The sequence below is a fragment of the Brevundimonas goettingensis genome (assembly GCF_017487405.1).
In the GTDB taxonomy this organism is placed as follows: domain Bacteria; phylum Pseudomonadota; class Alphaproteobacteria; order Caulobacterales; family Caulobacteraceae; genus Brevundimonas; species Brevundimonas goettingensis.
The window spans coordinates 1,275,425-1,301,907 of record NZ_CP062222.1 but is presented as its reverse complement, the minus strand read 5'-3'; the positions used below and the strand labels follow the sequence as shown (position 1 = coordinate 1,301,907).

The window sequence follows — 26,483 nt, the reverse complement described above, 5'->3', positions numbered from 1 at the left end:
GTTGAAGTCCTCCCAAGCTTGACCATGCGCGCGGAACGCCGGTTTGCCAATGCAGGGCCCGTATCGATCCAGACCGCCTCTGCCTTCGACATTCGGCCTCGCCTGCCCTATGCAGCGCCCGTGCCCGTCCTCGACCTTCTCGACCTGCCCGCCGCCTGCCCGCCCGGAACGCCCTGGCTGGGGCTGGACCTCGGCGAGAACACCATCGGGGTCGCCGCCTCCGACACCTCGCGCATGATCGCCAGCCCGCTGGAGCTGATCCGCAAGACGAAATTCACCCAGGACGCCGAGCGGCTGATCAAGCTGATGAACGGCCGCAATGTCTCGGCCCTGGTCATCGGCCTGCCGATGAACATGGACGGCACCGAGGGGCCGCGCGCCCAGTCCTGCCGCGCCTTCGCCCGCAATCTGGATCGCATCCAGCCGGTCAACGTCGCCTTCTGGGACGAGCGGCTGTCGACCTCCGCCGTCGAGCGCTTCCTGATCGAGGACCTCGACCTCAGCCGCAAGCGCCGCGCCGGCGTCGTGGACCGCACCGCCGCCGCCTGGATCCTCCAGGGCGCGCTGGACCGTGTCAGGGATCAGGCGACATGGGTCTGATCCCCATGGTGGCCGGCGTCATGCCGGTCTTTGTCCTGATCGCCCTCGGCTATGGCCTGCGCAAATCGGACTTCCTGCCCGACGCGACCTGGCGGCCGATCGAGAAGCTGTCGATCAACTTCATGTACCCCGGCTTCCTGATCCCCTCGATCTGGGGCGCGGACATGTCGGGCGGCGGGGCCGGGGCGGCGGCGGGCGCGGCGGTGGCGGCGGTCATCATCGTGGCCATCGGGACCTTCGCGGCCAAGCCCTTCATGAAGATCGACGGGCCCGGCTACACCAGCGTCTTCCAGGGCACGATCCGCTGGAACAGCTTCGTCTTCCTGCCGGTCATCCAGGCGGCGTTCGGCGAAAAGGGCCTGGCCCTCGCCGCCGTCATGATCGCCAGCATCATCCCGGTGACCAATATCCTTTGCGTCGCCGTCCTCGCCCGCTGGGGCGCGGATCAGCGCGGCATGCGGCCGCTGGCCCTGATCAGGGCCATGCTGGCCAATCCGATCCTGCTGGCCTGCCTGATCGGTCTGGCGCTCAACTTCGCGCGCGTGCCCTTCATCCCGGGCGTCACCGAGACGCTGAAGCTGCTGGGCTCGGCCGCCCTGCCGACCGGCCTGATCATCGCGGGCGCGGGCCTCAGCTTCGCCGAGGTGGCGCGGCGCCGGGTGACCATCGCCGGCGTTTCCTTCGTCAAGCTGATCATCATGCCGCCGCTGATGTGGGGCCTGTGCATCCTGTTCGGCGGCGACCATCTGGCCCAGGGCGTGGCCATGCTGTGCGGCGCGGCCCCCGGCGCGGCGGCGGCCTATCTTCTGGCGCGGCAGATGGGCGGCGACGCCCCCCTGATGGCCGGGATCATCGCCCTGACCATGGTGATCAGCGCCCTGATGATCCCTCTGCTGCTGTTCATCTATCATCTGACGTAGGACTGCGTTACAGGCGGGCCTCGATGACCGATTCAGCCACCGTCACCGACCTGATCTCCGAACGCCTGATCCCGTTCCCTTCCCCGCATTTCCTGTCCGCCGGCGATCTCAACCCGCCCGCCGCGCTCGGATTGCTGGACCTCGCCGACGCCTTCGTCGACTTCAACCGCCAGTCGGCCAAATCTCTGGACCTGATGCACGGCCGCACGGTCGTGAACATCTTCTTCGAGAACTCGACCCGCACCTCCTCCTCGTTCGAGATAGCGGCCAAGCGGCTGGGCGCGGACGTGGTGACCATGCCGGTTTCGGCCTCCTCGGTGGCCAAGGGCGAGACCCTGATCGACACGGCGGTGACCCTGAACGCCATGAAGCCGGACATTCTGGTGATCCGCCACGCCTCGTCCGGCGCCGCGGCCCTATTGTCCCAGAAGGTCGGCTGCGCGGTGGTCAACGCCGGCGACGGCCGTCATGAGCACCCGACCCAGGCCCTGCTCGACCTCCTCAGCCTGCGCCGCGCCTTCGGCGACGTCGGCGGCCTGACGATTGCGATCTGTGGGGACATCGCCCACAGCCGCGTGGCCCGCTCTAACGTCATCCTGCTGTCGATGATGGGCGCCCGCGTCCGTCTGATCGGCCCGCCGACGCTCGTGCCCGGCGACGCCGACCGCTGGGGCTGCGAGGTCTTCCACGACATGCGCGAAGGGCTTCAGGGCTGCGACGTGGTCATGATGCTTCGCCTGCAGCTTGAGCGGATGGAGGGGGCGCTGGTCCCCTCGACGCGCGAATACTTCCGCTTCTGGGGTCTGGACCGCGAGAAGCTGGCCTGGGCCCTGCCCCATGCCAGGGTCATGCACCCGGGCCCGATGAACCGGGGCGTCGAGATCGATTCCGACGTCGCCGACGACCTGTCGGTCTCGCTCATTCAGGATCAGGTCGAGATGGGCGTCGCCGCCCGGATGGCCATCCTCGCCTCCCTCGCCAATCTGCGGGGAGCCGCCCGATGAGCGCAGTCGCCATTCTCAACGCCCGCCTGCTCGACCCGGCCACCGACTATGCCGGCCCCGGCGCCCTGTTGATCGAGGACGGCCGGATTCTCGAGGTCGTGCGCGGCGCCGCCACCCAGGTCCCGGCCGGGATCGAGGTTGTGGACGCGGGCGGCAAATGCCTGGCCCCCGGCCTGATCGACATCCGGGTCAAGACCGGCGAACCGGGCGCCGAGCCCAAGGAGACGCTGAAGTCGGCCAGTCTGTCCGCGGCGGCTGGCGGGGTCTCGACCATCGTCATCCAGCCCGACACCGACCCGGCCGTCGACGACCCGGCCATGGTCGACTTCATCCAGCGTCGCGGCGTGGCCCTGAACCTGGTCAACGTCTTCGCCGCCGGCGCGGCGACCAAGAACCGCGACGGCCAGCGCATGGCCGAGATCGGCCTGATGGACGAGGCCGGCGCCCTCTACTTCACCGACGGCGACAAGGTCATCGCCAACAGCCGCACCCTGCAGCGGGTGATGAGCTATGCCGCCGCCTTCAACGCCCTGATCGCCTGCCGTCCAGCCGATCCGTGGCTGACCGAGGGCGCGGTGGCGACCTCGGGCGAGCTGGCGACGCGTCTGGGCCTCTCCGGCGCCCCCGCCATCGCCGAACGCATCCAGCTGGAACGCGACCTGGCTCTGGTCGAACAGACCGGCGCCCGTTTCCTGGTGGATCAGATCTCGACCGCCGGCGCGCTGGAGACCCTCGCCCGGGCCCGCGCGAAAGGACTGGAGGTCGCGGCCTCGGTGTCGATCAACCACCTGTGCTTCAACGAGATCGATATCGGCGACTACCGGACCTTCTACCGGCTCGACCCGCCGCTGCGGCCCGAGAGCGACCGTCAGGCCCTGATCGAGGCGGTGCGCGACGGCCTGATCGACGTCATCACCTCGGCCCACGCCCCGGCCCCGGCCGAGGACAAGCGCCGTCCGTTCGGCGAGGCCGCTCCGGGCGCCGTGGGTCTGGAGACCCTGCTGTCGGCGGCCCTGATGCTGCACCACGAGGACGGGCTGGAGCTGCTCGACGTCCTGCGGCCCCTGACCCACGGACCGGCGTCCCTGCTGGGTCTGGAGAGCGGCGTGCTGGCCAAGGGCGCCCCCGCCGACCTCGTCCTGTTCGACCTCAACGCCCCGGTGGTGGTGGATGCCGCGAAGCTCAAATCCAAGTCCAAGAACTCGCCCTTCGACGGACGCATGCTTCAGGGCAAGGTTCTGGGGACGTGGGTCGGGGGTAGACGGGTATTCTAACCCACGTTTGGCTACCCTCTCCCAGCGGGAGAGGGCTTTAGGCTCGCAGAGCGCAGCGATGCGCGAAGCCGAAAGGGTGAGGGGCTGGCGTTGAATGGTGGGCGGGCACCCCTCACCCTTTCGCGCAAGACCGGCCGCTTCGCTTCCGGGCGCTCAAGCCCTCTCCCGCCGGGAGAGGGAATCAGCGCTTACACGTCTCCGCCTTCGCCACTTCCGCGCCCAGCACCGACTTCACCGCCAGCGGCGTGTCCGTCGCGATCACCGTCACGCCCTGATCGAACAGGCCGCGGTATTCGCTGACGTCGCCGTCCGCCGCATAGACGCGATCCAGCGCCCGATCCGAGCCGCCCAGCGTCCCGAACTGGGCCTCGACTCCGACAGCCTTCATCTCGGCCCACAGGGCCGGGTTGGGACGTCCCGCGCCGGTCCAGGCGAGGATATGCGGGCGGCGCAGCCCGTCCAGCTCGGCGACCGACTTGACCCCGGCCGAGATCATCATCTCCGGCGCCATATCGGCGACGGCGCGGGCCGTCTCGGGGCTGTAGGTGATCAGGATGACGCGGTCGGCGGCGCCGACGCGACGGACCTCGTCGATGACCGCGCGGGCCAGGGTCAGGGTCGCGGCCTCCGAGGCCGGCTTCAGATCGATGCTGGCGATGCCCTGGACCTCCCCGGCGGCGGCGAGGGCCTCGGCCAGGGTCGGCGGCGCCTCGTCGGTCAGATGGCCGTCGGGCGCGCGCAGCCGGGCCGCCTTGACCTCGGCCAGGGTCAGTTCGGCGACCTTGCCGTGGCCGGTCGTGGTCCGGTCCATCGTGTCGTCATGCATCAGGGTCAGCTTGCCGTCGCTCGTCAGGACGGCGTCGATCTCGACGATCGCATTCGGAATGGCCCGGCCCGTGGCGCGGATGGCGGCCAGGGAGTTCTCCGGCTGATCGTCCGCCGACTGGCCCCGGTGGGCCGAGATGACGATCCCGCCGTCGCGCACACAGTCGAACCAGGCGGCCAGATGCGGCTCCGACGATCCGGCGCGCGGCGTGGCGGCGCATCCGGTCAGGAGAGCCGCGACAGCGGCGGCGGCGAAAAGGGAACGGATCATGCGCGAACTCCACAGGCGGGCGGACCAAATCCGCAACACCCGGCCAGGTCAAGACAAGGTTTCACAACCCGGAACGATCAACCGCTTGCCGTCACGGAAGTCGCGACGCATCGTCCGCCAAACACGATTTCGGGAGCGAATCACCTTGCAGGATCTCGTAGCGCCAGCTCTGGGCTCGCTCGCCCTCGTGGCGATCGGCGGCTATCTGCTGGGCTCGATCCCCTTTGGCGTGGTCATCACCCGGGCCGCGGGCGCCGGCGACGTGCGCAACATCGGCTCGGGCAATATCGGCGCGACCAATGTGCTCCGCACCGGCCGCAAGGACCTGGCCCTCGCCACCCTGTTGCTGGACGCCGGCAAGGGCGCCGCGGCCCTGCTGATCGCGCGCTGGCTGTTCGGGTCCGAGCTGGCGGGCGCCATCGCGGGCGGCGCGGCCTTCATAGGTCACCTGTTCCCGGTCTGGCTGAAGTTCAAGGGCGGCAAGGGGGTCGCGACCTTCTTCGGCCTTCTGATCGCCGCCCATTGGCCCCTGGGCCTGATGGCCGGAGCGACCTGGCTGATCGTGGCCTTCGCCCTGCGCTACTCCTCTCTGGCGGCGCTGATCGCGTCCCTGCTGGCGCCTGTCTATGCGGTCCTGCCCATCGCGGCGCTCGGCCTGCCGGTCGGCCAGCCGATCCTGATCCTGTCGGTGGTGACCGCGGCCCTGATCTGGGTTCGCCACCATGAGAACATCGCCCGGCTGCTCAAGGGGGCGGAACCCCGCATCGGCGCGAAGAAGGCGTGAGCCTCTCCGACGCAGAACGGTTCGCCCGCCTGCGTCTCGCCCGCGCCGACCGCGTCGGGCCGGTCTCCTTCCGTCAGTTGCTGGAACGGTTCGGCAGCGCCGTCCGTGCGCTGGACTCCCTGCCCGATCTGGTGCGCAAGGGCGGTTCGAGCGGATACGCCCTGCCCCCGACCGACCGGATCGAAGCCGAGCTGGCCGCGGGCGAGAAGAAAGGCGCACGCCTGCTGGTCTTCGGCGACGCCGACTATCCGCCGATGCTGGCGGCGGTCGATCCGCCCCCGCCTCTGCTGTGGACCCTCGGCGACGTCGCCCTGTTGTCGAAGGAGGCCGTCGGCATCGTCGGCGCCCGCATCGCCTCGGCGGGCGGCCAGAGAATCGCGCGTGGTCTGTCGCAGTCCCTGGGTCAGGCCGGGTTCGTCGTGGTCTCGGGCCTGGCGCGCGGCATCGACGCGGCGGCCCATGCCGGGTCGCTGGAGACCGGAACGGTGGCGGTGCTCGGCGGCGGGGTCGATGACGTCTATCCGCCCGACAACGCCGGCCTCTATGACCAGATCGTCGAGCGCGGCTGCGTCGTCTCCGAAAGCCCCATGGGCGCCCGGGCCCAGGCGCGCGACTTCCCGCGCCGCAACCGCATCATCTCCGGCCTCTCGCGCGGCATCATCGTAGTCGAGGCCGAGCTCAAGTCCGGCTCCCTGATCACCGCCCGGCTGGCCGCCGAACAGGGCCGCGACGTCTTCGCCGTGCCGGGGTCACCGCTGGATCCGCGCTCGAAGGGCCCCAACGAACTGCTGCGTCAGGGCGCTATCCTGTGCGAAGGCATCGACGACGTCCGCCGCGCCTTCGAGACCCTGCGCACCTTGTCCGAGCCCCCCGCCGACGCCTTCGAAGACATGCCGGGCGAGGTCGATCAGGCCCTCATCGACCGCGTCGCCGCCCTGCTCTCCCCGACGCCGACACCGCGCGACGAACTGGCCAGAGCCTGCGGGGCGCCGGTCAGCCATGTCGCGGCGGCTTTGCTGGAGCTCAGTCTGGCCGGTCGGGCGACCCTGCTGCCGGGCGGGCTCGCGAGCCTTTAGCCGCCCGCCCCGAGGCGCTCACAAATAAATCGGAGGCCGCCTCCCGCGATCACCGGTTGAGCCCCGCGCCTGGCTCCCCCAGAACGGGCCGACAGACCTTCACCCGTGGATCATGACCTCTTCACTCGACCGACTGACGGAACAGGAGCGCAGGCTGCTGACGCTCCTGGCCCAGGGACATACCGCCAAGACCATCGCGAGCGCCGAAGGCCTGTCCGTCAATGTCGTCAACGAGCGGCTGCGGTCGGCGCGACGCAAGACGGGGGCCGTCAGCAGCCGGGAACTCGCGCGTCTGGTCGGCCCGCAAACCTCACAGGAAAATCGGGCCAAGTTTTTCGGGATTGAGCCAGCGCCCGACGCCCCGCATCCGGGTCGCCGCCGGGGGCCTGCGACGGGCGCAGGACGATGGCTGGTCGGGAGCCTGATCGTGATGTCCGGAATTCTGGTGCTGGTCGCCGTCGCGACCTGGTGGGTTGGAGCGCAGGCGCGCCCCGAGGGCCCCGTGCGCATGCCGATGCCCCTGCCGAACCTGGCTGAGACAGGCCCGAGTTGGCAGGCGGTGACGGCTGATTCCCGCTACCCGGCGATCACCTACCTTATACCCTCGCCTGACGGGCGGGCGGGTGTCTTCGTCCCCCAGGTCATCCTGTCCTGCAGGGACATTTCGATGAGCCTCACAGTGCGCGGCTTCGCGCCTCAGCCGTCCTGGCCTCAACCCGACCTGACGATGCGGATCGGAACCGTCGACCGGGTCGGCCCTCCAACGGCGGTCGCATCCGCGACCGGGCCGACTCTCGGGTACAAGTTTGCGATCGCCGACGAGGTGCTCCAGCCGCTGGGACGCGGCGAGCCGGTGTCTTTCATCTTCAACGGCGAGACGCAGGCGTTCCCTGTCATCCCCGAAGCCCTGCGGTCGGCCTTCGTCACCAACTGCGCCGCCCTCGTTCATCCGGGCATGAGGCGGCGGGGCGCGGCCGGCGACAGGGTCTGGTGAGGCCGATCGGTCCGGGCGGGTTGGCGAGTTTGCAGGGCGTCGCCATCGCCAACGACAGGGTTTGAACCTGCACCCAAGGGGATCGCTGTCGCGATACGTCTACCTATTCCGTCACGTTGGCGCGCCGAGTTTAGCACGCTGGCGCAAAAGTCTCGCGCGCCCGCCCAAGCGCCGATTTGCGGACAGAACGCCCTCAATCCGGACGCGCCAGCGCTCCTCTGACCGCCGCGCGCACTGGCGACCCGGACCTCGGGAACTCACGCCCCAGAGCCTCGGCCATCGCCTGTTCCGCGATCAGGAAGACCTGATCCCGCTGGTGATAGTTGTTGGACAGGACGATCACCGTCACATCGGAGTCGGGCTGGTATGTGATCAGGTTGCGGAAGCCCGACCAGCTGCCGGTGTGATAGATCTGCAGGTCCTCGAAGGACGGCGAGACCATCTCGCCCAGCCGCTTGGTGAAGATGCCATAGCCCCAGGTACGGCGCGTGCGGCCGCGCTCGTCGGGCGTATCGGCCGGGGCGTGGTCGGCCAGCATCTGGCCATAGCTGAAGGGCGTCAGCACATGGCCCCGGTGCAGGGCGCGCTCCCAGGCCAGCATGTCGTCCAGGGTCGAATAGATGGCGCCCGCGCCGATCACGATGCTGACGTTCGGAATGGTCTGGGCGGCCAGGCCCGACGGATAGTTGGCGTAGCCCATGGCCACGTCGGGCGCGTCGCCGAGGCCCGTGCGGGTCATGCCCAGCGGCTCGAAGATGGCCGTGCGCATATAGGTCTCGTACGGCATGCCACTGGCCTTCTCGACGATGGCGGCGGCCAGGTTGAAGCCGGCGTTGTCATACGAGACCTTGGCGCCCGGCTCGAACCGCAGCGGGAAGCGCTTCGAATCCTCCGTCAGCTGATCCAACGTCGCCGGCGTCACCCGCCGCATGCCCCAGTAGGGCCGCGCCATCAGGTCGGGGATGCCCGAGGTATGGGACAGCAGGTGGTGGATCTTGATCTGCGCCCAGGCGGCCGGACACGGCTGGATCCATTTGCACACCGCGTCATTGATGGTCAGCTTGCCCTCGTCCTGCAGCTTCAGGATGGCGGCGGCGGTGAACTGTTTGCTGATCGAAGCCAGGCGGTAGCGGGTCTCGATGGTCGAGCGCTCGCCTCTGGAGACGTCGGCGGGGCCATAGGCCTGACGGAACAGGACCCGGTCGCCCTTCGCCACCAACACCGCCCCCATGAAGCGCGGCTGGGCGTCCAGCGCGGCCTTCAGGTGCGGCAGGTCCTCGACCACCACCACAGGCGGGCGCAGCGGCAGTTGGGCGATCTTCTGATGGACGGTCTCCGGCTTGCCGTGACCCCGGGCCAGCACCACGCCCCCGGCTGCGAGCAGCGCCAGGATCAGAAGGGCCAGAATGCCGATCAGCAGCCGGGGCGGACCGCCGGCGGTCTTTGGGACGATAAACAAACGCGAACCTTGAAAACCAGACGTCCGATCAGACGTCGTACTCCAGACCGAACTGGGCATAGAGGGCCCGACTGTCCTGCCACTTGGGATCGACCTTCACGGTGACGAAAAGATGGACCGGGCGATCCAGCAGTTCGGTCAGCTCCTCACGCGACTTCTGGCCGATCCATTTCAGGGTCTGGCCGCCCTTGCCGAGGATGATCGGCCGCTGGCTCTCGCGCTCGACATAGATGGTCTGTTCGATACGAGCCGAGCCGTCGGCCTTTTCGTCAAAGGCCGTGGTCTCAACCGCCGCCGAATAGGGCAGCTCCTCATGGACACGCAGATAGACCTTCTCGCGCGTGATCTCGGCGGCCAGAACCCGGATCGGCACATCGGCGCTCTGATCCTCGGGATACAGCCAGGGGCCCGCCGGCATGGACATGGCCAGACGCGACTTCAGATCGTCGACGCCGTCTCCGGTCTCGGCGGAGATCATATAGACCTCCGAGTACACCCCGGTTTCGAACAGCTGATGCGACAGGGCCAGCAGGGTGTCGCGGCGCATGCCGTCGATCTTGTTCAGGCCCAGGATGACCTTGGAGCCCGAGGACTTCAGGTTCTCGATGATTGTCTCGGTGTCTTCGGCCGACTTGCGGTCGGCGGGGGTGCCGTCCTTGCCTTCCGAGGCGATGTGCGACGGCGCGTCGATCAGGTGGACGACGACGTCGGCGTCCGAGGCGCCGCCCCACGCCGAGGCGACCATGGCCCGGTCCAGCCGGCGGCGCGGAGTGAAGATCCCGGGCGTGTCGACCAGCACGATCTGGGCGTCGCCCTGGATGGCGATGCCGCGCACGGGAAAGCGGGTCGTCTGCACCTTCTGGGTGACGATCGAGACCTTTGACCCCGTCAGCCGGTTGACCAGCGTCGACTTGCCCGCATTGGGCGCGCCGATGATGGCAGCGAAGCCGGCCTTGGAATTGGGGTTCAGTTCGGTGATGTCGGTCAAATGACGCCTTCTCGTTGCAGCATGGCCACCGCGGCGGCCTTTTCCGCATCCTGACGCGAACGTCCGGAGGCGGATATGGGTTCGATCCCCGGCACCGACACCTGAACGGTGAAGGTGGGGGCGTGGTCCGAGCCGGAACGGCCGGTGATTTCATAGGACGGGAGGGGTCGCCCCTGCCCTTGCGACCATTCCTGGAGCGCGGACTTGGGATTGGTCAGGGCGCGCTCGGGCGGACGGGCCAGTTCCTCGGCCCAGGCGCGTTCGAACACCTTGCGCGCCGCGTCCAGCCCGCCGTCCAGATAGACGGCCGCCAGAACGGCCTCGACGGCGTCGGCGATGACGCCTTCCTTGCGGCGGCCGCCCGACTTGGTCTCGCCCGGCGACAGGCGCACGGCTTCGCCGATGCCCAAGGCCGCGCCGACGCGACCGCAGGCGTGCTTGTCCACCAGCGTATGCAGGCGCGAGGACAGCTGGCCTTCGTCGGCCTCGGGGAAGTCCGTGTGCAGCCGGTCGGCGACCAGCAGGCCCAGCACCCGGTCGCCCAGGAACTCCATCCGCTCGTTGTCGCGCGGAGCCTTCGATGTCTGCGGGGCGACGCCTTCGCCGACGCTGGCATGGGTCAGGGCCCGGTCAAGCAGACGCAGGTCGCGAAAATCGTGACCGAGCCGGCGGACCAGTTCGGCCACCGCCTCTGTCCTTGAATTCGCCATCAGTCGAGAAGGTGGAAGAAGCGGCTAGGCCGGATCTTCGAGAACCAGCTGATCGGATTCCACAGGCTGGCGCCGGGCTTCCACGAGAACATGATGATCTGGGCCTTGCCGACCAGGTTCTCGGCCGGGACGAAGCCCACGCCCGATGACTGTTCGACACGGCTATCGATCGAGTTGTCGCGGTTGTCACCCATCATGAAGTAGTAGCCCGTCGGCACCTCATAGACCGGGGTGTCGTCCAGATCGTTCCCGGGACCGAAGTCCTGGGTCATGAAGGTCTTGCCGTTGGGCAGGGTCTCGCGGACCTCGGTGGCGGCGCGGGCGCCCCAGGCGTCGGCGACCTCGGTGCTCGACACCACGGCGTCCTGCACCGGCGCGCCGTTGATGTAGAGCTTGTTGGCGATCATCTGGATCTTGTCGCCGGGCAGGCCGATCACCCGCTTGATGTAATCGGTCTTGTTGTCGCGCGGCAGTTTGAACACGACGATGTCGCCGCGGTTCGGCACGCGGCCGAAGAGTCGCCCCTCGCCGATCGGCAGATTGATCGGCAGGCCGCTGGAATATTTGGAATAGCCGTACGACCACTTGGACACGACGATGTAGTCGCCCTCATAGAGGTTGGGCTCCATCGAGGCCGACGGGATGGTGAAGGGCTGGAACAGCAGCACCCGCAGGACGAAGGCGATCAGCAGGGCGAAGACGACGGTCTTGACGATCTCAAGGCCTTCGCTGCCGGCGGAGCGTTCTTCAGGATCGTCGACACGGGCGGCCTTGGGCATTTTTTCCTTTTTGGAGGCGGCTTCGTCGTCCTCGAACGGGGCGTCGCCGTGATCGCTCCAGATCGGGCGCCTTTCAGCGCTGGTCACAGCAGCGGCGGCAGCGGTGGTCTCGCCCACAGGCTCGGCGCCGACAGGCTCCAGGTCCTCGACGACGCCTTCGGGCGCCGCGGCCTCGACAGCCTCGACCTGATCGTCCGACACGGTTTCGACCGGGGCTGCAGCGACAGAAGCCGCCTCGGCTTCCGCGGCCGTTTCCGGGGCTTCCTGGTCGTGCGGCTTGTGTTCTTCGCTCATCGTTGAGAAGGCCCGGTCCCCGACCGCTTCGCGCGGTTGTCTGATGGCCGCACTATAGGGTGATTACGCCAGCGGCAAGGCCTCGATCACCACGAAGGCGAGTGCATAGGGGTGTTCGTCGCTGAGGGTGAGATGGATTTTCGCGGTGTGGCCGGGCGGCGTCAGCCGGACCAGATGATCGGCGGCCGGACCCGTCAGGTTCAGGGTCGGCTGGCCGCTGCGCTGGTTCACGACACCCATGTCCTTCCAGTAGACGTCGCGTCGCATCCCGGTGCCCAGGGCCTTGGCGCAGGCCTCCTTGGCCGCGAACCGCTTGGCATAGCTCCAGGCCGCGTCCGGCTTGCGGTCGGAGCGGGTCCGTTCGATCTCGGTGAAGCACCTGTTCCTGAACCGGTCACCGAAGCGGTCGAGCGACTCCTGGATGCGGCGGATGTCGCACAGATCGGCGCCGACCCCGATGATCACGCGGCCTCTCCGGCGCGCGCCTCGTCCATCAGCGCCCGCATCCGGGCGATGGCGGGCCCCAGACCGACGAAGATCGCCTCCCCGATCAGGAAGTGACCGATGTTCAGCTCCATGATTTGCGGAATAGCCGCGACCGGCTTGACCGTCTCATAGTCGATGCCGTGACCCGCATGGACCTCCAGCCCCAGATCGGCCGCCAGAGCGGCGCCGGCGGTCAGCGCGGCCAGATGCTCGGCGGCCTCGGCCTCATGGCCGTCACGCGCGGCGTCGCAGAAGGCGCCGGTGTGCAGTTCGACCACCTGGGCGCCGGTGCGGTGCGCGGCCTCGATCTGCAGCGGATCGGCGCCGATGAACAGGGACACGCGCGAGCCCGCCGCCTTCAGCTGACCCACGAACGGCGCGATCCAGTTGTGGCCGCCGACCACGTCCAGCCCGCCCTCGGTCGTGCGCTCCTCGCGCTTCTCGGGCACCAGACAGACGGCGTGCGGCCGATGGTGCAGGGCGATGTCGAGCATCTCCTGCGTCACCGCCATCTCGAGGTTCAACGGCCGGTCCTCGTCGCGCAGCACCACGGCCAGGGCGTCGATGTCGGCGTCCGAGATATGGCGCCGGTCCTCCCGCAGGTGAGCCGTGATGCCGTCGGCGCCCGCCGCCAGCGCCTCACGCGCCGCCCGCACCGGATCGGGATACAGGCCGCCGCGCGCGTTCCTGACGGTCGCGACGTGGTCGATGTTGACGCCGAGCCTGAGCACCTGCGCAGCCGTCCCTACTTCGACAGCCGCCGGCTGCCCGGGTCCTGCACCGGGATGGCGGCGAGGTCGGCGGGCAGTTCGTCGGCGTGATAGGCGGGCACGTCCAGGGTCGCGAGCGCGATCAGGGGCACGCCGACGTCGGCGCGGCCGCCTGAGCGGTCGACGATACAGGCCGCAGCGACCACGTCGCCGCCGGCCTCCTTGATGGCCGCGATGCATTCGCGCGAGCTCAGACCCGTCGTGACGATGTCCTCGACCATCACGACCTTCTGGCCAGGCTCGATCTGGAAGCCGCGACGCAGTTTGAACGCGCCCCCTTCCCGTTCGACGTAGAGCGACGCCACCTTCAGGTGCCGCGCCGTCTCATAGCCGGGGATGATGCCGCCCACGGCGGGCGAGATGGCCACATCGACCGTGCCGACGGTGGCGACGATCTTCTCGGCCAGGGCCTTACACAGCCGCTCGCAGCGGTCGGCGTGCATGAAGACCAGGTTCTTCTGCAGGAAGACCGGGCTGTGCAGGCCGGAGGACAGGACGAAATGCCCCTCGCGCAAGGCGCCGGCGGCTCGGAACTCGTTGAGGACGTCTTCGGTGTTCATAGCCGAGCGATTAATCCCTGCCCCCTGACCGCGCAACTCGCGACTTGCCAAACGGCGTTACGGGGAGCCAAATCAGCCCAAACAAGGGAGACTGGCATGCGTCTGCCCAAATGGCTGCTGATCGTCGTCGGCGTCTACCTCGTAGGATTGACTGCCTGGTCCTTCCTGCTGGCGACGGGGCGCAACCCCCTGCCCTTTCCCGATCCGGGTTCGCGTATCTTCGCCGCCTCATCCGTCGAAGGGCGCGACGCGGTCGTCGCCCTGCTGGAGCAGCATGGATTGAAGGAGCGGCTTCAGGCCAATACGCCCGGCGTCAGCCGCACGATCCTGATGGACGGCACCATCATCAACCATTCGTCGCCCGAGGTGGTGAGCAAGGTCGGTGGGGCCACCGGCTGCATCGGCCTGGTCGCCGACGACCCGGCGGCCGCGGCGCAAAAGGCAGCGGCCTTCCTGAAGTCGCGAGGGTTCACCGGCGATGTGGTGCTGGACGTGGAACCCGGGATGCCGATCGCCTTCGTCCTGACGAACGCCCTAAGCGGCAACTGCATCAACTTCCGGCGGCACGTGATCCACATGCCCCGACCCGACAGCTGACCGGCCTCTCCGGTTCCTAGCCCCTCACCCGCTCCACCGTATCCACGGACGGATTGGTGCGCAGCGCCGCCATGATCATGGTGGCGTGTTTGGCGTCCTCAACCTCGACGTCGAAATTCAGGTCGAAGAAGTCCTGCTGGCGGTGGGTCAGGGACAGGTTGCGGATATTGCCGCCCGCCTCGCCGATCAGGGTGGTCACCTGACCGAGCACGCCGACGCCGTTGCGGACCGTGGCGCGCAGGCGGGCGACGCCGACCGCGCTCTGCTCGGCCTGGGGCGTCCACTGCAGGTCCTGCCAGACGCTGTCGTCATCGGCGAACTCGGCCAGCTTCTGACAGTCGATGGTGTGGACGGTCAGCCCCTTGTCCTTCTCCAGGATGCCGACGATGCGGTCGCCGGGCAGAGGGGTGCAGCACTGGCCGAAATGGACGCTGACGCCGGGCGTCAGGCCGCCGCCGCGCACGAACAGCCGGGCGCGAGCATCCTGGATGGGCTTGCGCTGCTGGGCCGGCTTGATCTTGCCCATCAGGGCCGGGAACAGGGTCTCGGCGACCTTGACCGGCGAGATGCGGCCCCGGCCGATGGCCTCGAACAGATCGGCCTCATTGGCCACCGCCAGCACTTCCAGCACCGGCTTCAGCGAGACGTCGTCGATCGACTTGCCGGCCTTGGCGATGGTCTGTTCCAGCGTCGCGCGACCCAGACGCAGGAACTCCTCGCGCTCGGCCCCGCGGATGTGGCGGCGGATCGCCGACCGGGCCCGGCCGGTGACGGTCAGGCTGCGCCAGTCGGTCGGCGCCTCGCGCTTGGCGCCGCGGATGATCTCGACCACGTCGCCGTTCTGCAGCGGCGTGCGCATCGGCTTCAGCTCGCCGTTGATCTTCACCCCGGCGGCTGTGTCCCCGACCTCGGTGTGGACGGCATAGGCGAAGTCCAGCGCCATCCCGCCGCGTGGCAGGGTGATCAGCCGGCCCTTGGGCGTGAAGACGAAGACCTGATCCAGGTACATCTCCAGCTTGGCGTGTTCGACCCAGTCCTCGCCGCCTTCGCCGTGCTCGATCACCTGAACCAGGTGGCGCAGGTTCTGCAGCGGGTCGCGCCCGCCCTCGGCCTGCATGCCTTCCTTGTCGAAGCCATAGGACTTGTTCTTGTAGGCCCAGTGGGCGGCGACGCCGTCCTCGGCGACCCGGTCCATGGCCTCGGTGCGGATCTGCATCTCGATGCGCAGGCCGCCGGGCCCGACCACCGTGGTGTGCAGCGAGCGGTAGTTGTTCGACTTGGGCGTCGAGATGAAGTCCTTGAACCGCTCGGGCACCATCGGCCAGGCGCGGTGGATGACGCCGAGCGCGCGATAGCAGTCGTCCTCGAACGGCACGATCACCCGGAAGCCATAGATATCGGACAGGGACGAGAAGCCCACCGTCTTGCGCTGCAGCTTGCGCCAGATCGAATAGGGCGTCTTCTGGCGGCCAAACACGCGGGCGCCTGCGATGCCCGCCTCGGACAGGACCCGCTCGACTTCGGTCGAGACGCCCTCGATGGCGCGGCCGTGCTCCAGCTTGAGCGCTTCCAGACGACGCTCGATCGCCGTGCGCGCCGTCGGATTGATGTGCTCGAACGCCAGCTCTTCCAGTTCGGAGGCGATCGAGTGGATGCCGATCGACCGGCCCAGCGGCGCATAGACCTCAAGCGTTTCGCGGCTGATCCGCTCGCGCTTCTCGGGCTTCACATACTGGAGCGTCCGCATGTTGTGCAGACGGTCGGCCAGCTTGACCAGCAGCACGCGCACGTCGCGGCTGATGGCCAGAATGAATTTCCGCAGATTCTCGGCCTGGCGGGTGTGCTCGGCCTGCAGCTCCAGCCGCGACAGCTTGGTCACCCCCTCGACGAGGACGGCGATCTCCTCGCCGAACAGGGCCGCGATGTCGTCGCGCGTCGCCGAGGTGTCCTCGACCACGTCGTGCAGCAGGGCGGTGACGATGGTGGCCGTGTCCAGCCGGTAGTCGGTCAGGATGCCCGCGACCTGGATCGGATGGCCGAAATAGGGGTCGCCCGAGGCCCGCAGCTGCGAGCCGTGCATCTTCATCGCATAGACATAGGCCTTGTTGAGCATCGCCTCGTCGGCGGTGGGGTCATAGGCCTTGACCGCCTCGATCAGCTCGAACTGACGCAGGATCGGAACGCGTTTCGCCGCCGGAGGCGTCTCCGACGGCGAAACAGGGTCGTTGTTATTGGCGACATTCGTCTGCGGCGGGGACTTGCCGGCCCGCGCCGGGAGGATCGTGATACCGTTAGCGGGTTCCGCCGTCAGTACCGTTCCTCCTGCCCGCCGTCCCGGTCGCTCTGCAGGGCGCGGATCAGCTCCTGCTCGGCCATGTTCATGTGCTGGGGCTCAGCCAGCAGGCCGACGATTTCCGCTTCGTCTTCGGCTTCCGTACGCTCGTCGACGCGCTGCAGGGCGACGACGACGGTCTCCATCAGCTCTGCTGGCAGAACGGTTTCGTCGGCGATCTCGCGCAGGGCGACGACGGGGTTCTTGTCGTTGTCGCGATCCAGGGTCAGGGCGGCGCCGTTGGCGATCGCGCGGGCGCGGTTGCCGGCCAGCAGAACCAGACCAAAGCGGTTCGGCACCTTTTGGATGCAGTCTTCGACAGTGACGCGAGCCATCAAGAATCCTCGTGCGGCGGGAGAACCGCGCCCAATACAGGTATGCACGGATTTGTGCAACGCCACAGGGGCGATTCTGAGGCGCCCGGCTTCTTTGGCCCCTCAGGTCAGCGGGCGCGCATCGGTCCCCACGGTCGCCGTCATCGCCAGGGCCTTGGCGAAGCCGCCGCCCGGGTGCCGCCAGTCCGGCGCGATCTCGGCCAGCGGCCCCATGACGAACAGCCGGTCGGCGGCGCGCGGGTGCGGCAGGATCAGCCCCTCGCAGTCGCCGCGTTCGCGTCCATAGGCGATCAGGTCCAGATCCAGGGTCCGCGGCGCATTCGGCACGGTCCGCTGCCGGCCGAAGCATTCCTCGATCCGCCCCAGGGCCGCCATCAGGGCGTGGGGATCCAGATCGGTGCGCACCACCACGACCCCGTTCAGGAACGGCGGATCGCTCGGGTCCGGCCAGGCCTGTGAGCTCCACCACGACGACTGTGCGACGATGTCGATCCCTTCGGACCGGAACCGGGTCAGGGCGGCCTCCAGCGCGTCGCGGCACGAGGGCCAGACCCCCTTGTCATTGCACCCGAGGGCGACGATGACGGCCGCATCGAGGTCGAGATCGAGATCAACGTCCATATTGACGCCGACGCCTCTCACGCCTGTGGTCGATATTGCGCTGGAGCCTTCCATGTACCCGTCCGATCGCATCGCCCTGTTCATCGACGGGGCCAATCTCTATTCGGCGGCCAGGGCGCTGAACGTCGATCTGGATTTTCGCAAGCTCGTCGATTCGTTCCGCGACAAAGCCGTCCTGGTTCGCGCCTATTATTACACGGCCGTGGTCGAGGGCGAAGAGTTCTCTCCGATCCGGCCTCTGGTCGACTGGCTGGGCTACAACGGCTTCTCTGTCGTGACCAAGCCGGTCAAGCGCTTCACCGACCCCCAGGGGCATACCAGGACCAAGGGTAATATGGACGTCGAGATCGCGGTCGACATGCTGGAGATGGCGCCGCATCTGGATCAGATGGTCCTGTTCTCGGGTGACGGCGACTTCCGCCGGCTGGTCCAGGCGGTGCAGGCGAAAGGGGTGCGCGTCACCGTCGTCTCGACCACCAAAAGCCAGCCGCCGATGATCGCCGACGAGCTGCGCCGTCAGGCCGACGACTATATCGACCTGGCCGACCGGCTGGGCGACTGGGCCCGTCCGAAGGCGGCGGCGCCCTCCCCCAATGCCCGGACCTTCGAGGACTGACGCGCCCCGTTCCTTGGCTGATCAAATCTCCTTGCGGCACAGAGATTTGATCGGCGTGCAGGCCACGAAAAATCTCCACTTCCGATTGTCTCTCTGCGGGGTTCGCGATAGCGTCGGTTGCTGAATGCTGTCCAGGAGGTCCGCCGTGCTTGCTCCGCTCCTCGCCGCCCTGCTGGTTTCCGGCGCGCCCGACGCCGTCTCGACCCAAACTCCGGTCCCCCAGGTCTCGCCCTCCATCCCGTCCGCCGACCAGCCGACCGATCTGGAAGACATCACCGTCACCGGTCGCCGGCTCGATGAGGCGACCCGGGCGTTCGTGCGCGAGGTCGGCGCCCCGGCGCGCGGCCGCGGACTGGCCCGCTGGCGTAACGGTGTCTGCGTCGGCGTCGCCAATCTCCAGCCCGAGGTCGCCCAGTATATCGCCGACCGGGTCTCGACCGTGGCCCAGGACCTGGGCCTGAGCGCGGGAGCGCCCGGCTGCAACCCCAGCGTCCTGATCGTCGCCACCCAGGACGGTGACGCCTTCACGCCCGAGTTCGTCGCCGAACGCCCGCGCCTGTTCCGCGTCGGCGGCGCGGGCATGGACCAGGGCGCCGCGGCGCTGAAGCGGTTCGAGACCAATGGTCAGCCCGTGCGCTGGTGGACCGTCAGCGCCCCCGTAGACGGCGACACCGGCCAGATCGTCGTGCGGATTCCCGGCGGGGTCAACGGCGGCCAGGACGCGGGCGGGAACGACAGCCCGATGCTCTACGCCCCCAACACCGAAATCCGCGCCGCCTCGCGCCTCTCGACCCAGATCGTCGACGATTCCAAGCGCGCCTTCATCATCGTGGACGTGTCCAAGACCGGCGGCGTCACCCTGCCCCAGCTCGCGGACTACCTGGCCATGGTGTCCCTGGCCCAGATCAATCCCGAGGCAGACACCGCCGGCTTCGCCACCATCCTGAACCTGTTCGACGATCCGGTGCAGACCGAGGGTCTGACCAACTGGGACCTGGCCTATCTGAAGGGGCTCTACGACACCGAGCGGACCCGCCAGAACCGCAACAGCGCCCGGACCGAGATCGTCGCCTCGGTAATCCACGCCCACGACGAGCTGACCGCCGCCCAGGACCAGACCGCACCACAGTAGGGAAACGCCCCGATGATCGCCTCCCTCCTCGCCGCCCTCCTGCTCTCGACCCCGGCCGACGCCGGTCCGGGCCAGACGCCGCCGCCTGTGCAGGTCACGGCTGTGGATCAGGACCAGCCCACCGATCTGGGCGACATCACCGTCGAGGGGCGCCGGCTTCGGGACATGACCGAGGACTTCGTGCGCGAGGTCGGGCAACCGGCGCGCGGCCGCGGCCTCGCGCGCTGGAAGGACGGCATCTGCGTCGGCGTGGCCAACCTCCAGCCCGAGGCGGCGCAATATATCGTCGACCGCGTATCGACCGTGGCCGAGGACCTTGGCCTGAAAGCCGGTGCGCCGGGCTGCCACCCCAGCGTCCTGATCGTCGCCACCGCCGACGGCAACGCCTTCGCCGAAGAGTTCGTGGCAATGCGTCCGCGCCTGTTCGCGATCGGAAGCGCCGGGACCGATCTGGGCTATACGGCGCTCAACCGGTTCAAGACCGCCGAACGTCCCGTGCGCTGGTGGAACGTCAGCATGCCCACCGATTCCGACACCGGCGACCGCGCCGTGCGCCTGCCCGGCGACGGCGGCGGCAGCATCTTCACCTATGCGCCGACCATCGAAGTGCGCGGCGTGTCGCGCCTGTCGACCCAGATCATCGACGTCTCGAAGCGGACCTTCGTGATCATCGACGTCAGCAAGATCAGCCAGGTCTCGGTGACCCAGCTGGCCGACTATGTCGCCATGGTCTCCCTGGCCCAGATCAACCCCGACGCCGACACCTCGGGCTATGCGACGGTGCTCAATCTGTTCGACGACGCCGAGCACACGACCGGCCTGACCGACTGGGACAAGGCTTATCTGGCCGGCCTCTATGACGCCCAGCGCACCCGCCGCAACGAGGCCAGCGCCCGGGGCGAGATCGTCGCCTCCATCGTCCGCGTCCACCACGACCTGACCGCCGCCACCGACGAAGACGCCCCGCAGTAGGATCGCCACACAATGATCTCCTCGCTCCTCGCCGCCCTGCTGCTCTCGTCGCCCGCGGACGCCCCAGCCGTCCAGGCCACGGTTCCTGCGCCGCAGATCTCGGCCGCCGCTGTGGGTCAGGACGCCCCGACGGACCTCGGCGACATCGTGGTCGAAGGCGCCCGGCTGGAGGACACCGCCCGGTCGTTCGTGCGCGAGGTCGGCGCGCCGGCCGCCAACCGCGGCCTGGCCCGCTGGCGCAACGGCATCTGCGTCGGCGTCGCCAATCTCCAGGCCGACACCGCCCGCTATATCGTCGACCGGATTTCCGACGTGACGCGCGAGGTCGGGCTTCAGGCCGGCGAACCGGGCTGCGAACCCAATGTCCTGATCGTGGCCACGACCGACGCCAACGCCTTCACCCCGCAGTTCGTGGCCATGCGGCCGCGCCTGTTCCGCGTCGGCGGCGCCGGCATGGATCGCGGCGGCGACGCCCTTGAGGCCTTCGAAACCAACGACCAGCCGGTGCGCTGGTGGCACGTCAGCGTTCCGGTCGACGATCGCGGCGCCATCGCGGTGCGACTGCCCGGCGTCTGCCGCTACCAGTGCGCAGAGACCATGGATTTCGCTCCGCAGTTGACCCAGAACGCGTCGCGCCTCCAGGCCAACACCGGGGACGATCTGAAGCGAATCTTCATCATCGTCGACGTCGACAGGATCGGCGGGGTCAGCCTGGAACAGCTGGGCGACTATCTCGCCTTCGTCGCCCTCGCCCAGGTCAATCCGGACGCCGACACCTCGGGCTATTCGACCATTCTGAACATCTTCCAGAACCCGACCGACACCCCTGCGCTCAGCCAGTGGGACATGGCCTATCTCAAGGGCCTCTATGACGCCGAGATGACCCGGGCCAGCGTCGGCGCCGCCCGTCAGGAGGTCGCCAACTCGATCGTCCGCACTCGCCGCCAGATGACCGCCGCCGAAGACGAAACGCCCGAAACCGGATCTGAATGATGTGACGCCCGACCGTCTAGCGGCCCGAGATCAGCTCGTTCTGGACACGGCGACCCAGAGGATCCCGCGACGCCCAGCGCTCGCCCACGCCCGCCTCGATCATCGGCGAACAGAAGCGCGAGATCATCATGAAGGACGGCCGGATGCCGTTCAGGCAGACCCGGTTGCCCTCGACCCGCCAGGTCGCCGTGATCCGCCGCCCGTCCGAGAACTCGGCCGAATAGCTGCCGTCGCGGTTGAACCAGTGCTTGACCCACCCGCCGTCCGGATAGTGGGACACGACCGTATTGCCGAACGCCGCCGCCACATCGGCCGAAGCCGGTGATGCGCAGGCGAATGCCGCTGCTATCGCAGCGCACAAAAAGCGCTTCATTTCAAAGCCCTCTTACCTTCCCCGCCGTTAACTAACGTCCATCGAACGGGTTTTGCAACCTTCGTCCAGAGAACGCGCGAACAGGCTTCGGCGATCCCTGAATACTTGACTCTGGCGAGGGGGCTTCTATATGCGGCCCACGTTCGGGACAGGTCTGGCGAATTCGCGCCGCCCGCTCGCCCACCGAGGGGCGGTTCCGCGCATCGCACACGCATCCACGCTGGATGCGCCACCTGACTCCCAAGGACTCATGACAGAATTCGCAAACCTGGGCCTTTCGCCCACGACCCTGCAAGCGGTCGCCGACACCGGCTATACGACCGCGACCCCGATCCAGGCCCAGGCCATCCCCGTAGCCCTCGCCGGCCGCGACGTGCTGGGCATCGCCCAGACGGGCACCGGCAAGACCGCCGCCTTCACCCTCCCCCTCATCGACAAGCTGTCCAAGGGCCGCGCCCGGGCCCGTATGCCCCGCGCCCTGGTTCTGGCCCCCACCCGCGAACTGGCCGACCAGGTCGCGATGAGCTTCGAGAAATACGCCAAGGGCACCAAGCTCAGCTGGGTGCTGCTGATCGGCGGCGTCTCCATGGGCGACCAGGTCGCGGCGCTGAACAAGGGCGTTGACGTCCTGATCGCGACGCCCGGCCGCCTTCTGGACCTGTTCGAGCGCGGCAAGATGCTGTTGACCGGCGTCGAGCTGATGGTCGTCGACGAAGCCGACCGCATGCTGGACATGGGCTTCATCCCGGACATCGAGCGCATCTTCAAACTGACGCCGCCCAAGCGCCAGACCCTGTTCTTCTCGGCGACCATGCCGCCCGAGATCACCCGCCTGACCCAGGCCTTCCTGAAGGATCCGACCCGGATCGAGGCCTCTCGTCCGGCCCAGACGGCCGAGACGATCACCCAGTATCTGGTCCGCATCCCGACCTCGGACCCCAAGGCCAAGCGCGCCGCCCTGCGCGAGCTGGTCGGCCGCGAGGACGTCCGCAACGGCATCGTCTTCTGCAACCGCAAATCCGAAGTCGACGTCGTCGCCAAGTCGCTGAAACAGCACGGCTTCGACGCCGCGCCGATCCACGGCGACCTCGACCAGTCGCTGCGTACGAAGACCCTGGCGGACTTCCGCTCGGGCGCGCTCAAGATCCTGGTGGCCTCCGACGTCGCTGCGCGCGGTCTGGACATCCCGGACGTCAGCCACGTCTTCAACTACGACGTCTCGCACCACGCCGACGACTATGTCCACCGCATCGGCCGCACCGGCCGCGCGGGCAAGCTGGGTCAGGCCTTCATGATCGTGACCCCGGCCGACGACAAGGGTCTGGACAAGGTCCTGAAGCTGATCAAGATGGCGCCCGAAGAGCTGAAGCTGGACATCGACTGGTCCGCCCTGGGCGGTCGTCGCGACTCCAAGCCCTCGGAGCGTTCCGAAGGCCGTTCGGAAAGTCGGGGCTCCAGCCATGGTCGCGCCCCGCGTGGCGAGAAAGCCGCCGAAATCGAGGTCGTCGAGACCGTCGCCGCTCCCGCCGTCGAGGCCGCCCCGAGCGTCAAGGCTGACTCCGACGAGACCCCGGCCCGCCGCACGCGCAGCCGCCGTGGCCGCGGCGCCGACAAGGCAGCCCCGGTCGAGACCGCTGTGGAAGCCGTCGCCCCCGCGGCCAGGGCTGAAGCCGAGCCCTCGGACGCCCGCCCGGCCCGCGAGCCCAAGCTGCGTCAGGCCGATCGTCCCGGCGCCTCGAAGGACCGCGAACTGCCGCCCGCCCGGGAAGGCTCCGGCTTCGGCGCCGACATCCCGGCCTTCCTGCGTCGCCCGGTTCCGGTCCGCGCCTGAAGCCTTCGGCTGATTAATGGACGAACATCGGCGTTTTCCGGCGCCGCTTAACTCGCCGTTACGGAACCGCCGCTAACCTCTCCCCCGTCGATGTCAGAAGACATATCGGGGGATATTGATGGCCAGTCAGGTCGAAACAGCGCTTCGAGGCCCGGAGGCCTTCCAACTCGCCAGGCGCGCTCTGGCCGAGATGGAAACCGCCGGCGTCTGGCCGACGCCGCTGAATTTCGAGCTGTGGCTGCACTATGTCGGCGATCCCGAAGGTCCGCTGGGCCGCGAGATCACCCGCCTGCTGGGCAACAAGGACGCCTTCACCGAAGGCACGGCCGAGATGCTGGCCGCCGAATACCTGCCGCGCGGCCGTCTGTCGGAAGAGATCCGCGACGCCGGCGCCGTGCTGAACCGCGAACTGTCCAGCGTCTCCGACGCCATCGCCAAGGCCCGTGAGTCCCAGGCTGCCTATGGCGAGACCCTGGCCGAGGCCGGCGCCAATATCGAACAGGCCGCCGCCCCCGCCGATCTGAAACAGCTGGTCAGCGGCCTGACCGACGCCACCTCGCGCGTCCAGCGCGAGAACGCGACCCTCGAACGCCGCCTCGAGACCTCGACCAAGGAAGTGGCCCGCCTGCGCGAACACCTGGAACAGGTGCGCCGCGACGCCATGACCGACGCCCTGACCAATCTCGCCAACCGCAAGGCCTTCGACGAAGAGCTGCTGCGCGCCTGCGATCAGGCCGAGGCCGACAACTCCGTCGTCACCCTCGCCGTCCTCGACATCGATCACTTCAAGCGCTTCAACGACACCTGGGGCCACCAGACCGGCGACCAGGTCCTGCGCTATGTGGCCAGCGTCATCGGCCGTATCTCCAAGAACCCGCGCGTCGCCGCCCGCTACGGCGGCGAGGAGTTCGCGATCATCTTCCCGGGCGAAGGCGCCCTGCAGGTTGAGGCGGCGCTCAACGCCATCCGCGAGGAGATCGGCTCGCGCGCCCTGCGCCGCCGTTCGACCAATGACGAGCTCGGCGCCGTGACCATCTCGGCGGGTCTGGCCCAGCGCCGCCCCGGCGAGAGCGGCACCCTGCTGCTCGACCGCGCCGACGAGGCCCTCTACGCCTCCAAACGCGGCGGCCGGAACATGGTCACCAACGGCGAACGCCTCCCCGCCGCCGCCTGATAAGGCGAGACGCGCACGCAAAGCGTGCCATAGTCCCCCCATGCGAAGCTTTGCTTTCAACGTCGCCTACTGGGCCCTGTCGATCTTCTACGGCCTGACGGCGGCCTTCGCGGCGCTGACGCCCGGCCGCGAGGCCACCGCCTGGGTCATCCGTCGCTATGTGAAGCGGATGGTTCAGGCCATGCGCGTCTTTGCCGGAATCACCCTCCAGGTGCGTGGTCGCGAGCGGCTGCCGGCCGGCGCCTTCATCATCGCCTCCAAACACCAGTCCTGGGGCGACGGCTTCGCCACCTATGACCAGTTCGACGACCTGGCCTTCGTCACAGGCGACCATCTGGAGAAGTTTCCGCTGCTCGGCGCGGTGCTCAAGAAGCTGGGCGCCATCGTCGTCAACAGCTGCGGCGGCCGCGAGGCCCGCGATTCGCTCAAGCAGCGCGGCGCCGACGCCCATGCCGAGGGCCGCAAGATCCTGATCTTCCCCGAGGGCCATCTGGCGAAGATCGGCACCAAATACCGCTATCGCTCCGGCGTCTGGCACATGTACCGCGACTTCGACATGCCGGTCGTGCCCCTGGCCACCAACCTCGGCCTGTTCTGGCCCGAGGAGAAGTACGAGAAGCATCCGGGGACGGCGACGCTGGAGTTCCTCGACCCCATCCCCACCGGCCTCGGCAAGGACGAGTTCCTCGCCCGCCTCGAAGGCGTCATCGAGGGCAAGACCGACGACCTGATCGCCGAGGCGACGGGCAAGCCGGCAGCGCCCGCGGTGCGCGTGCTGTCCGAGGATGAGGCGTCGCGGGCCAATAGATGACCCGCTCATCCCCGCGAAGGCGGGGACCCAGACCTTTGGGCGATCAGCGAGTGTGGTTGGACAGGCTCACAATCCAGCACACTGGCTCACAACAGAACTGGGTCCCCGCCTTCGCGGGGATGAGCGGAATTTGGGTCAGGCCTTGGGCTTGCGCGGCTTCTTCGCCGCCGCCTTCCTCACCGCGACCTCGAACGCCCCGCGGCCCCAGTCCGACGCCTCATCCGGATCGTCCGTCGCCGTATCCGGCAGGCTCCAGTAGCCGAGCTTCATCTCGACCCCGTCCTTGCCCGGATAGGTGAACTGACGCGAGCCGGCCGCCTCCAGCGCCGGAACATTCGTCTCATCGCCCTTCAGCCAGACCACGCCGTCGTCCAGCAGGGCGAAGATGATCCCCTGACGATAGACGCCGGCCCCGCCGAACATCCGCTTGATCTCCAGCGGACCGAGCGCCGCGAAATGCTCGCGCACCCATTCCTCGAAGTCGGGATCGCGCGCGCCCAAATCAGGCTTCCAGCGCCTTGGCCGGGATGATGGTCACGCTCTCGCCGCAGCCGCAGGCGTCGGTCTGGTTCGGATTGCGGAACACGAATTTGGACGACAGCTTGGTCGTCTCGTAGTCGATCTCGGAGCCGATCAGGAACAGGATGGCCTTGGGGTCGATCAGGATGGTGACGCCCTTGTCCTCGACCACCTCGTCGAGCGTCTCGATCTGTTCGGCATAGGCGAAGGTGTATTCCTGCCCCGCGCAGCCGCCGTTCTTCACCCCGACGCGCAGGGCGATGTACGGCTTGTCCGCATTGGTCATGATCTCCTGCACCCGCTCGGCGGCGGCGTCCGTCAGGGTCACGGCCTTGGGACGCGGACGGCGCGGACGGGTGGTGGTCTGAAGCTCGGTCATCTGC

Annotated in this window: 29 protein-coding genes and 1 tRNA gene; 15 read left to right on the top strand and 15 right to left on the bottom strand. The window is 68.2% G+C overall.

The window, feature by feature from the left end:
• The first annotated feature begins 120 nt into the window (after nucleotides 1-120).
• From ruvX to pyrC, 4 genes are read left to right on the top strand one after another with little or no spacing between them, the layout of a single operon-like run.
• Entirely contained in the window at nucleotides 121-600 is a 480-nt protein-coding gene (gene ruvX / locus IFJ75_RS06465) for a Holliday junction resolvase RuvX (RefSeq protein WP_207932502.1), read from the top strand.
• Nucleotides 591-1,520 carry an AEC family transporter gene (locus IFJ75_RS06460; protein ID WP_318781081.1) on the top strand — a complete coding sequence of 310 codons (930 nt, stop codon included), beginning with the start codon at nucleotides 591-593 and terminating at the stop codon, nucleotides 1,518-1,520. The genes ruvX and IFJ75_RS06460 overlap by 10 nt, the downstream gene beginning before the upstream one ends.
• Before the next feature lie 23 nt (nucleotides 1,521-1,543).
• Nucleotides 1,544-2,524, top strand: a complete 981-nt coding sequence (locus IFJ75_RS06455; RefSeq protein WP_207931786.1) for an aspartate carbamoyltransferase catalytic subunit — start codon at nucleotides 1,544-1,546, stop codon at nucleotides 2,522-2,524.
• Nucleotides 2,521-3,798: a dihydroorotase gene (gene pyrC, locus IFJ75_RS06450; protein WP_207931785.1), complete on the top strand. Its 1,278-nt coding sequence runs from the start codon at nucleotides 2,521-2,523 to the stop codon at nucleotides 3,796-3,798. The genes IFJ75_RS06455 and pyrC overlap by 4 nt, the downstream gene beginning before the upstream one ends.
• A gap of 181 nt (nucleotides 3,799-3,979) precedes the next feature.
• On the opposite strand, the gene IFJ75_RS06445 is transcribed toward pyrC, so the two are convergent.
• Complete coding sequence (locus tag IFJ75_RS06445; RefSeq protein WP_207931784.1) at nucleotides 3,980-4,894, bottom strand: glycerophosphodiester phosphodiesterase family protein; 915 nt, start codon at nucleotides 4,892-4,894, stop codon at nucleotides 3,980-3,982.
• Between the two features lie 145 nt (nucleotides 4,895-5,039).
• On the opposite strand from IFJ75_RS06445, the gene plsY reads away from it, so the two are divergent.
• The 3 genes from plsY (at nucleotide 5,040) to IFJ75_RS06430 (ending at nucleotide 7,748) form a co-directional block, all read left to right on the top strand.
• A complete protein-coding gene (plsY, locus tag IFJ75_RS06440) occupies nucleotides 5,040-5,678 on the top strand; it encodes a glycerol-3-phosphate 1-O-acyltransferase PlsY (protein ID WP_207931783.1) in 639 nt (212 codons plus the stop codon).
• Nucleotides 5,675-6,754 carry a DNA-processing protein DprA gene (dprA, locus tag IFJ75_RS06435; protein ID WP_207931782.1) on the top strand — a complete coding sequence of 360 codons (1,080 nt, stop codon included), beginning with the start codon at nucleotides 5,675-5,677 and terminating at the stop codon, nucleotides 6,752-6,754. Before plsY ends, dprA begins: the two co-directional genes overlap by 4 nt.
• Nucleotides 6,755-6,866: 112 nt before the next feature.
• Nucleotides 6,867-7,748 carry a helix-turn-helix transcriptional regulator gene (locus IFJ75_RS06430; RefSeq protein ID WP_207931781.1) on the top strand — a complete coding sequence of 294 codons (882 nt, stop codon included), beginning with the start codon at nucleotides 6,867-6,869 and terminating at the stop codon, nucleotides 7,746-7,748.
• Between the two features lie 46 nt (nucleotides 7,749-7,794).
• Here the strand turns inward: IFJ75_RS06430 and IFJ75_RS06425 are convergent.
• The 8 genes from IFJ75_RS06425 to pyrE form a co-directional block, all read right to left on the bottom strand.
• Nucleotides 7,795-7,869 (bottom strand) — tRNA-Arg (locus IFJ75_RS06425).
• A 72-nt stretch (nucleotides 7,870-7,941) separates the two neighbouring features.
• On the bottom strand, nucleotides 7,942-9,207 hold the full coding sequence (locus IFJ75_RS06420; protein WP_207931780.1) for a serine hydrolase domain-containing protein: 1,266 nt from the start codon (nucleotides 9,205-9,207) through the stop codon (nucleotides 7,942-7,944).
• A 28-nt stretch (nucleotides 9,208-9,235) separates the two neighbouring features.
• Complete coding sequence (gene era, locus IFJ75_RS06415) at nucleotides 9,236-10,186, bottom strand: GTPase Era (protein WP_207932501.1); 951 nt, start codon at nucleotides 10,184-10,186, stop codon at nucleotides 9,236-9,238.
• Nucleotides 10,187-10,191: 5 nt separating this feature from the next.
• Complete coding sequence (rnc, locus tag IFJ75_RS06410; RefSeq protein ID WP_207931779.1) at nucleotides 10,192-10,905, bottom strand: ribonuclease III; 714 nt, start codon at nucleotides 10,903-10,905, stop codon at nucleotides 10,192-10,194.
• Complete coding sequence (gene lepB, locus IFJ75_RS06405; protein ID WP_263973042.1) at nucleotides 10,905-11,684, bottom strand: signal peptidase I; 780 nt, start codon at nucleotides 11,682-11,684, stop codon at nucleotides 10,905-10,907. The genes rnc and lepB overlap by 1 nt, the downstream gene beginning before the upstream one ends.
• A gap of 357 nt (nucleotides 11,685-12,041) precedes the next feature.
• Complete coding sequence (acpS, locus tag IFJ75_RS06400; protein WP_207931777.1) at nucleotides 12,042-12,443, bottom strand: holo-ACP synthase; 402 nt, start codon at nucleotides 12,441-12,443, stop codon at nucleotides 12,042-12,044.
• The gene (locus tag IFJ75_RS06395) at nucleotides 12,440-13,195 is read right to left on the bottom strand and encodes a pyridoxine 5'-phosphate synthase (RefSeq protein WP_207931776.1); all 756 of its coding nucleotides are present in this window, start codon (nucleotides 13,193-13,195) and stop codon (nucleotides 12,440-12,442) included. The genes acpS and IFJ75_RS06395 overlap by 4 nt, the downstream gene beginning before the upstream one ends.
• A 14-nt stretch (nucleotides 13,196-13,209) precedes the next feature.
• The gene (gene pyrE, locus IFJ75_RS06390; RefSeq protein WP_207931775.1) at nucleotides 13,210-13,794 is read right to left on the bottom strand and encodes an orotate phosphoribosyltransferase; all 585 of its coding nucleotides are present in this window, start codon (nucleotides 13,792-13,794) and stop codon (nucleotides 13,210-13,212) included.
• Nucleotides 13,795-13,890: 96 nt separating this feature from the next.
• Between pyrE and IFJ75_RS06385 the strand changes: the two genes are divergently transcribed.
• Nucleotides 13,891-14,391 (top strand): hypothetical protein, encoded by a 501-nt coding sequence (locus tag IFJ75_RS06385; RefSeq protein ID WP_207931774.1) that lies wholly within the window; start codon nucleotides 13,891-13,893, stop codon nucleotides 14,389-14,391.
• Between the two features lie 16 nt (nucleotides 14,392-14,407).
• On the opposite strand, the gene IFJ75_RS06380 is transcribed toward IFJ75_RS06385, so the two are convergent.
• From IFJ75_RS06380 to folK, 3 genes are all read right to left on the bottom strand, one after another.
• The gene (locus IFJ75_RS06380) at nucleotides 14,408-16,504 is read right to left on the bottom strand and encodes a RelA/SpoT family protein (protein ID WP_225897023.1); all 2,097 of its coding nucleotides are present in this window, start codon (nucleotides 16,502-16,504) and stop codon (nucleotides 14,408-14,410) included.
• A 194-nt stretch (nucleotides 16,505-16,698) separates the two neighbouring features.
• Nucleotides 16,699-17,058, bottom strand: coding sequence for a DNA-directed RNA polymerase subunit omega (gene rpoZ, locus IFJ75_RS06375; protein ID WP_207931773.1), 360 nt, complete (start codon nucleotides 17,056-17,058; stop codon nucleotides 16,699-16,701).
• Between the two features lie 102 nt (nucleotides 17,059-17,160).
• The gene (gene folK, locus IFJ75_RS06370) at nucleotides 17,161-17,679 is read right to left on the bottom strand and encodes a 2-amino-4-hydroxy-6-hydroxymethyldihydropteridine diphosphokinase (RefSeq protein WP_207931772.1); all 519 of its coding nucleotides are present in this window, start codon (nucleotides 17,677-17,679) and stop codon (nucleotides 17,161-17,163) included.
• 52 nt (nucleotides 17,680-17,731) lie between these two features.
• On the opposite strand from folK, the gene IFJ75_RS06365 reads away from it, so the two are divergent.
• From IFJ75_RS06365 to IFJ75_RS06350, 4 genes are all read left to right on the top strand, one after another.
• Complete coding sequence (locus IFJ75_RS06365) at nucleotides 17,732-18,295, top strand: LabA-like NYN domain-containing protein (RefSeq protein WP_207931771.1); 564 nt, start codon at nucleotides 17,732-17,734, stop codon at nucleotides 18,293-18,295.
• 145 nt (nucleotides 18,296-18,440) lie between these two features.
• Nucleotides 18,441-19,427 (top strand): hypothetical protein, encoded by a 987-nt coding sequence (locus IFJ75_RS06360; protein WP_207931770.1) that lies wholly within the window; start codon nucleotides 18,441-18,443, stop codon nucleotides 19,425-19,427.
• A 12-nt stretch (nucleotides 19,428-19,439) separates the two neighbouring features.
• Nucleotides 19,440-20,399 (top strand): hypothetical protein, encoded by a 960-nt coding sequence (locus IFJ75_RS06355; protein WP_207931769.1) that lies wholly within the window; start codon nucleotides 19,440-19,442, stop codon nucleotides 20,397-20,399.
• A 12-nt stretch (nucleotides 20,400-20,411) separates the two neighbouring features.
• Complete coding sequence (locus IFJ75_RS06350; RefSeq protein WP_207931768.1) at nucleotides 20,412-21,392, top strand: hypothetical protein; 981 nt, start codon at nucleotides 20,412-20,414, stop codon at nucleotides 21,390-21,392.
• 16 nt (nucleotides 21,393-21,408) lie between these two features.
• Here IFJ75_RS06350 and IFJ75_RS06345 read toward each other — a convergent pair whose 3' ends face one another.
• Nucleotides 21,409-21,765, bottom strand: coding sequence for a hypothetical protein (locus tag IFJ75_RS06345; RefSeq protein ID WP_207931767.1), 357 nt, complete (start codon nucleotides 21,763-21,765; stop codon nucleotides 21,409-21,411).
• A 250-nt stretch (nucleotides 21,766-22,015) separates the two neighbouring features.
• Here IFJ75_RS06345 and IFJ75_RS06340 point away from each other — a divergent pair, with 250 nt between their 5' ends.
• The 3 genes from IFJ75_RS06340 to IFJ75_RS06330 all read left to right on the top strand — a co-directional run bounded on the left by IFJ75_RS06340 (nucleotide 22,016) and on the right by IFJ75_RS06330 (nucleotide 25,581).
• Entirely contained in the window at nucleotides 22,016-23,596 is a 1,581-nt protein-coding gene (locus IFJ75_RS06340; RefSeq protein ID WP_207931766.1) for a DEAD/DEAH box helicase, read from the top strand.
• Between the two features lie 118 nt (nucleotides 23,597-23,714).
• A complete protein-coding gene (locus IFJ75_RS06335) occupies nucleotides 23,715-24,770 on the top strand; it encodes a GGDEF domain-containing protein (RefSeq protein ID WP_207931765.1) in 1,056 nt (351 codons plus the stop codon).
• A 40-nt stretch (nucleotides 24,771-24,810) separates the two neighbouring features.
• Nucleotides 24,811-25,581: a lysophospholipid acyltransferase family protein gene (locus IFJ75_RS06330; protein WP_207931764.1), complete on the top strand. Its 771-nt coding sequence runs from the start codon at nucleotides 24,811-24,813 to the stop codon at nucleotides 25,579-25,581.
• Between the two features lie 135 nt (nucleotides 25,582-25,716).
• On the opposite strand, the gene IFJ75_RS06325 is transcribed toward IFJ75_RS06330, so the two are convergent.
• Together IFJ75_RS06325 and IFJ75_RS06320 are read right to left on the bottom strand one after the other, a co-directional pair.
• The gene (locus IFJ75_RS06325) at nucleotides 25,717-26,082 is read right to left on the bottom strand and encodes a TfoX/Sxy family protein (RefSeq protein ID WP_225897022.1); all 366 of its coding nucleotides are present in this window, start codon (nucleotides 26,080-26,082) and stop codon (nucleotides 25,717-25,719) included.
• A gap of 1 nt (nucleotide 26,083) precedes the next feature.
• Entirely contained in the window at nucleotides 26,084-26,479 is a 396-nt protein-coding gene (locus IFJ75_RS06320; protein WP_207931763.1) for a HesB/IscA family protein, read from the bottom strand.
• Nucleotides 26,480-26,483: the final 4 nt, after the last annotated feature.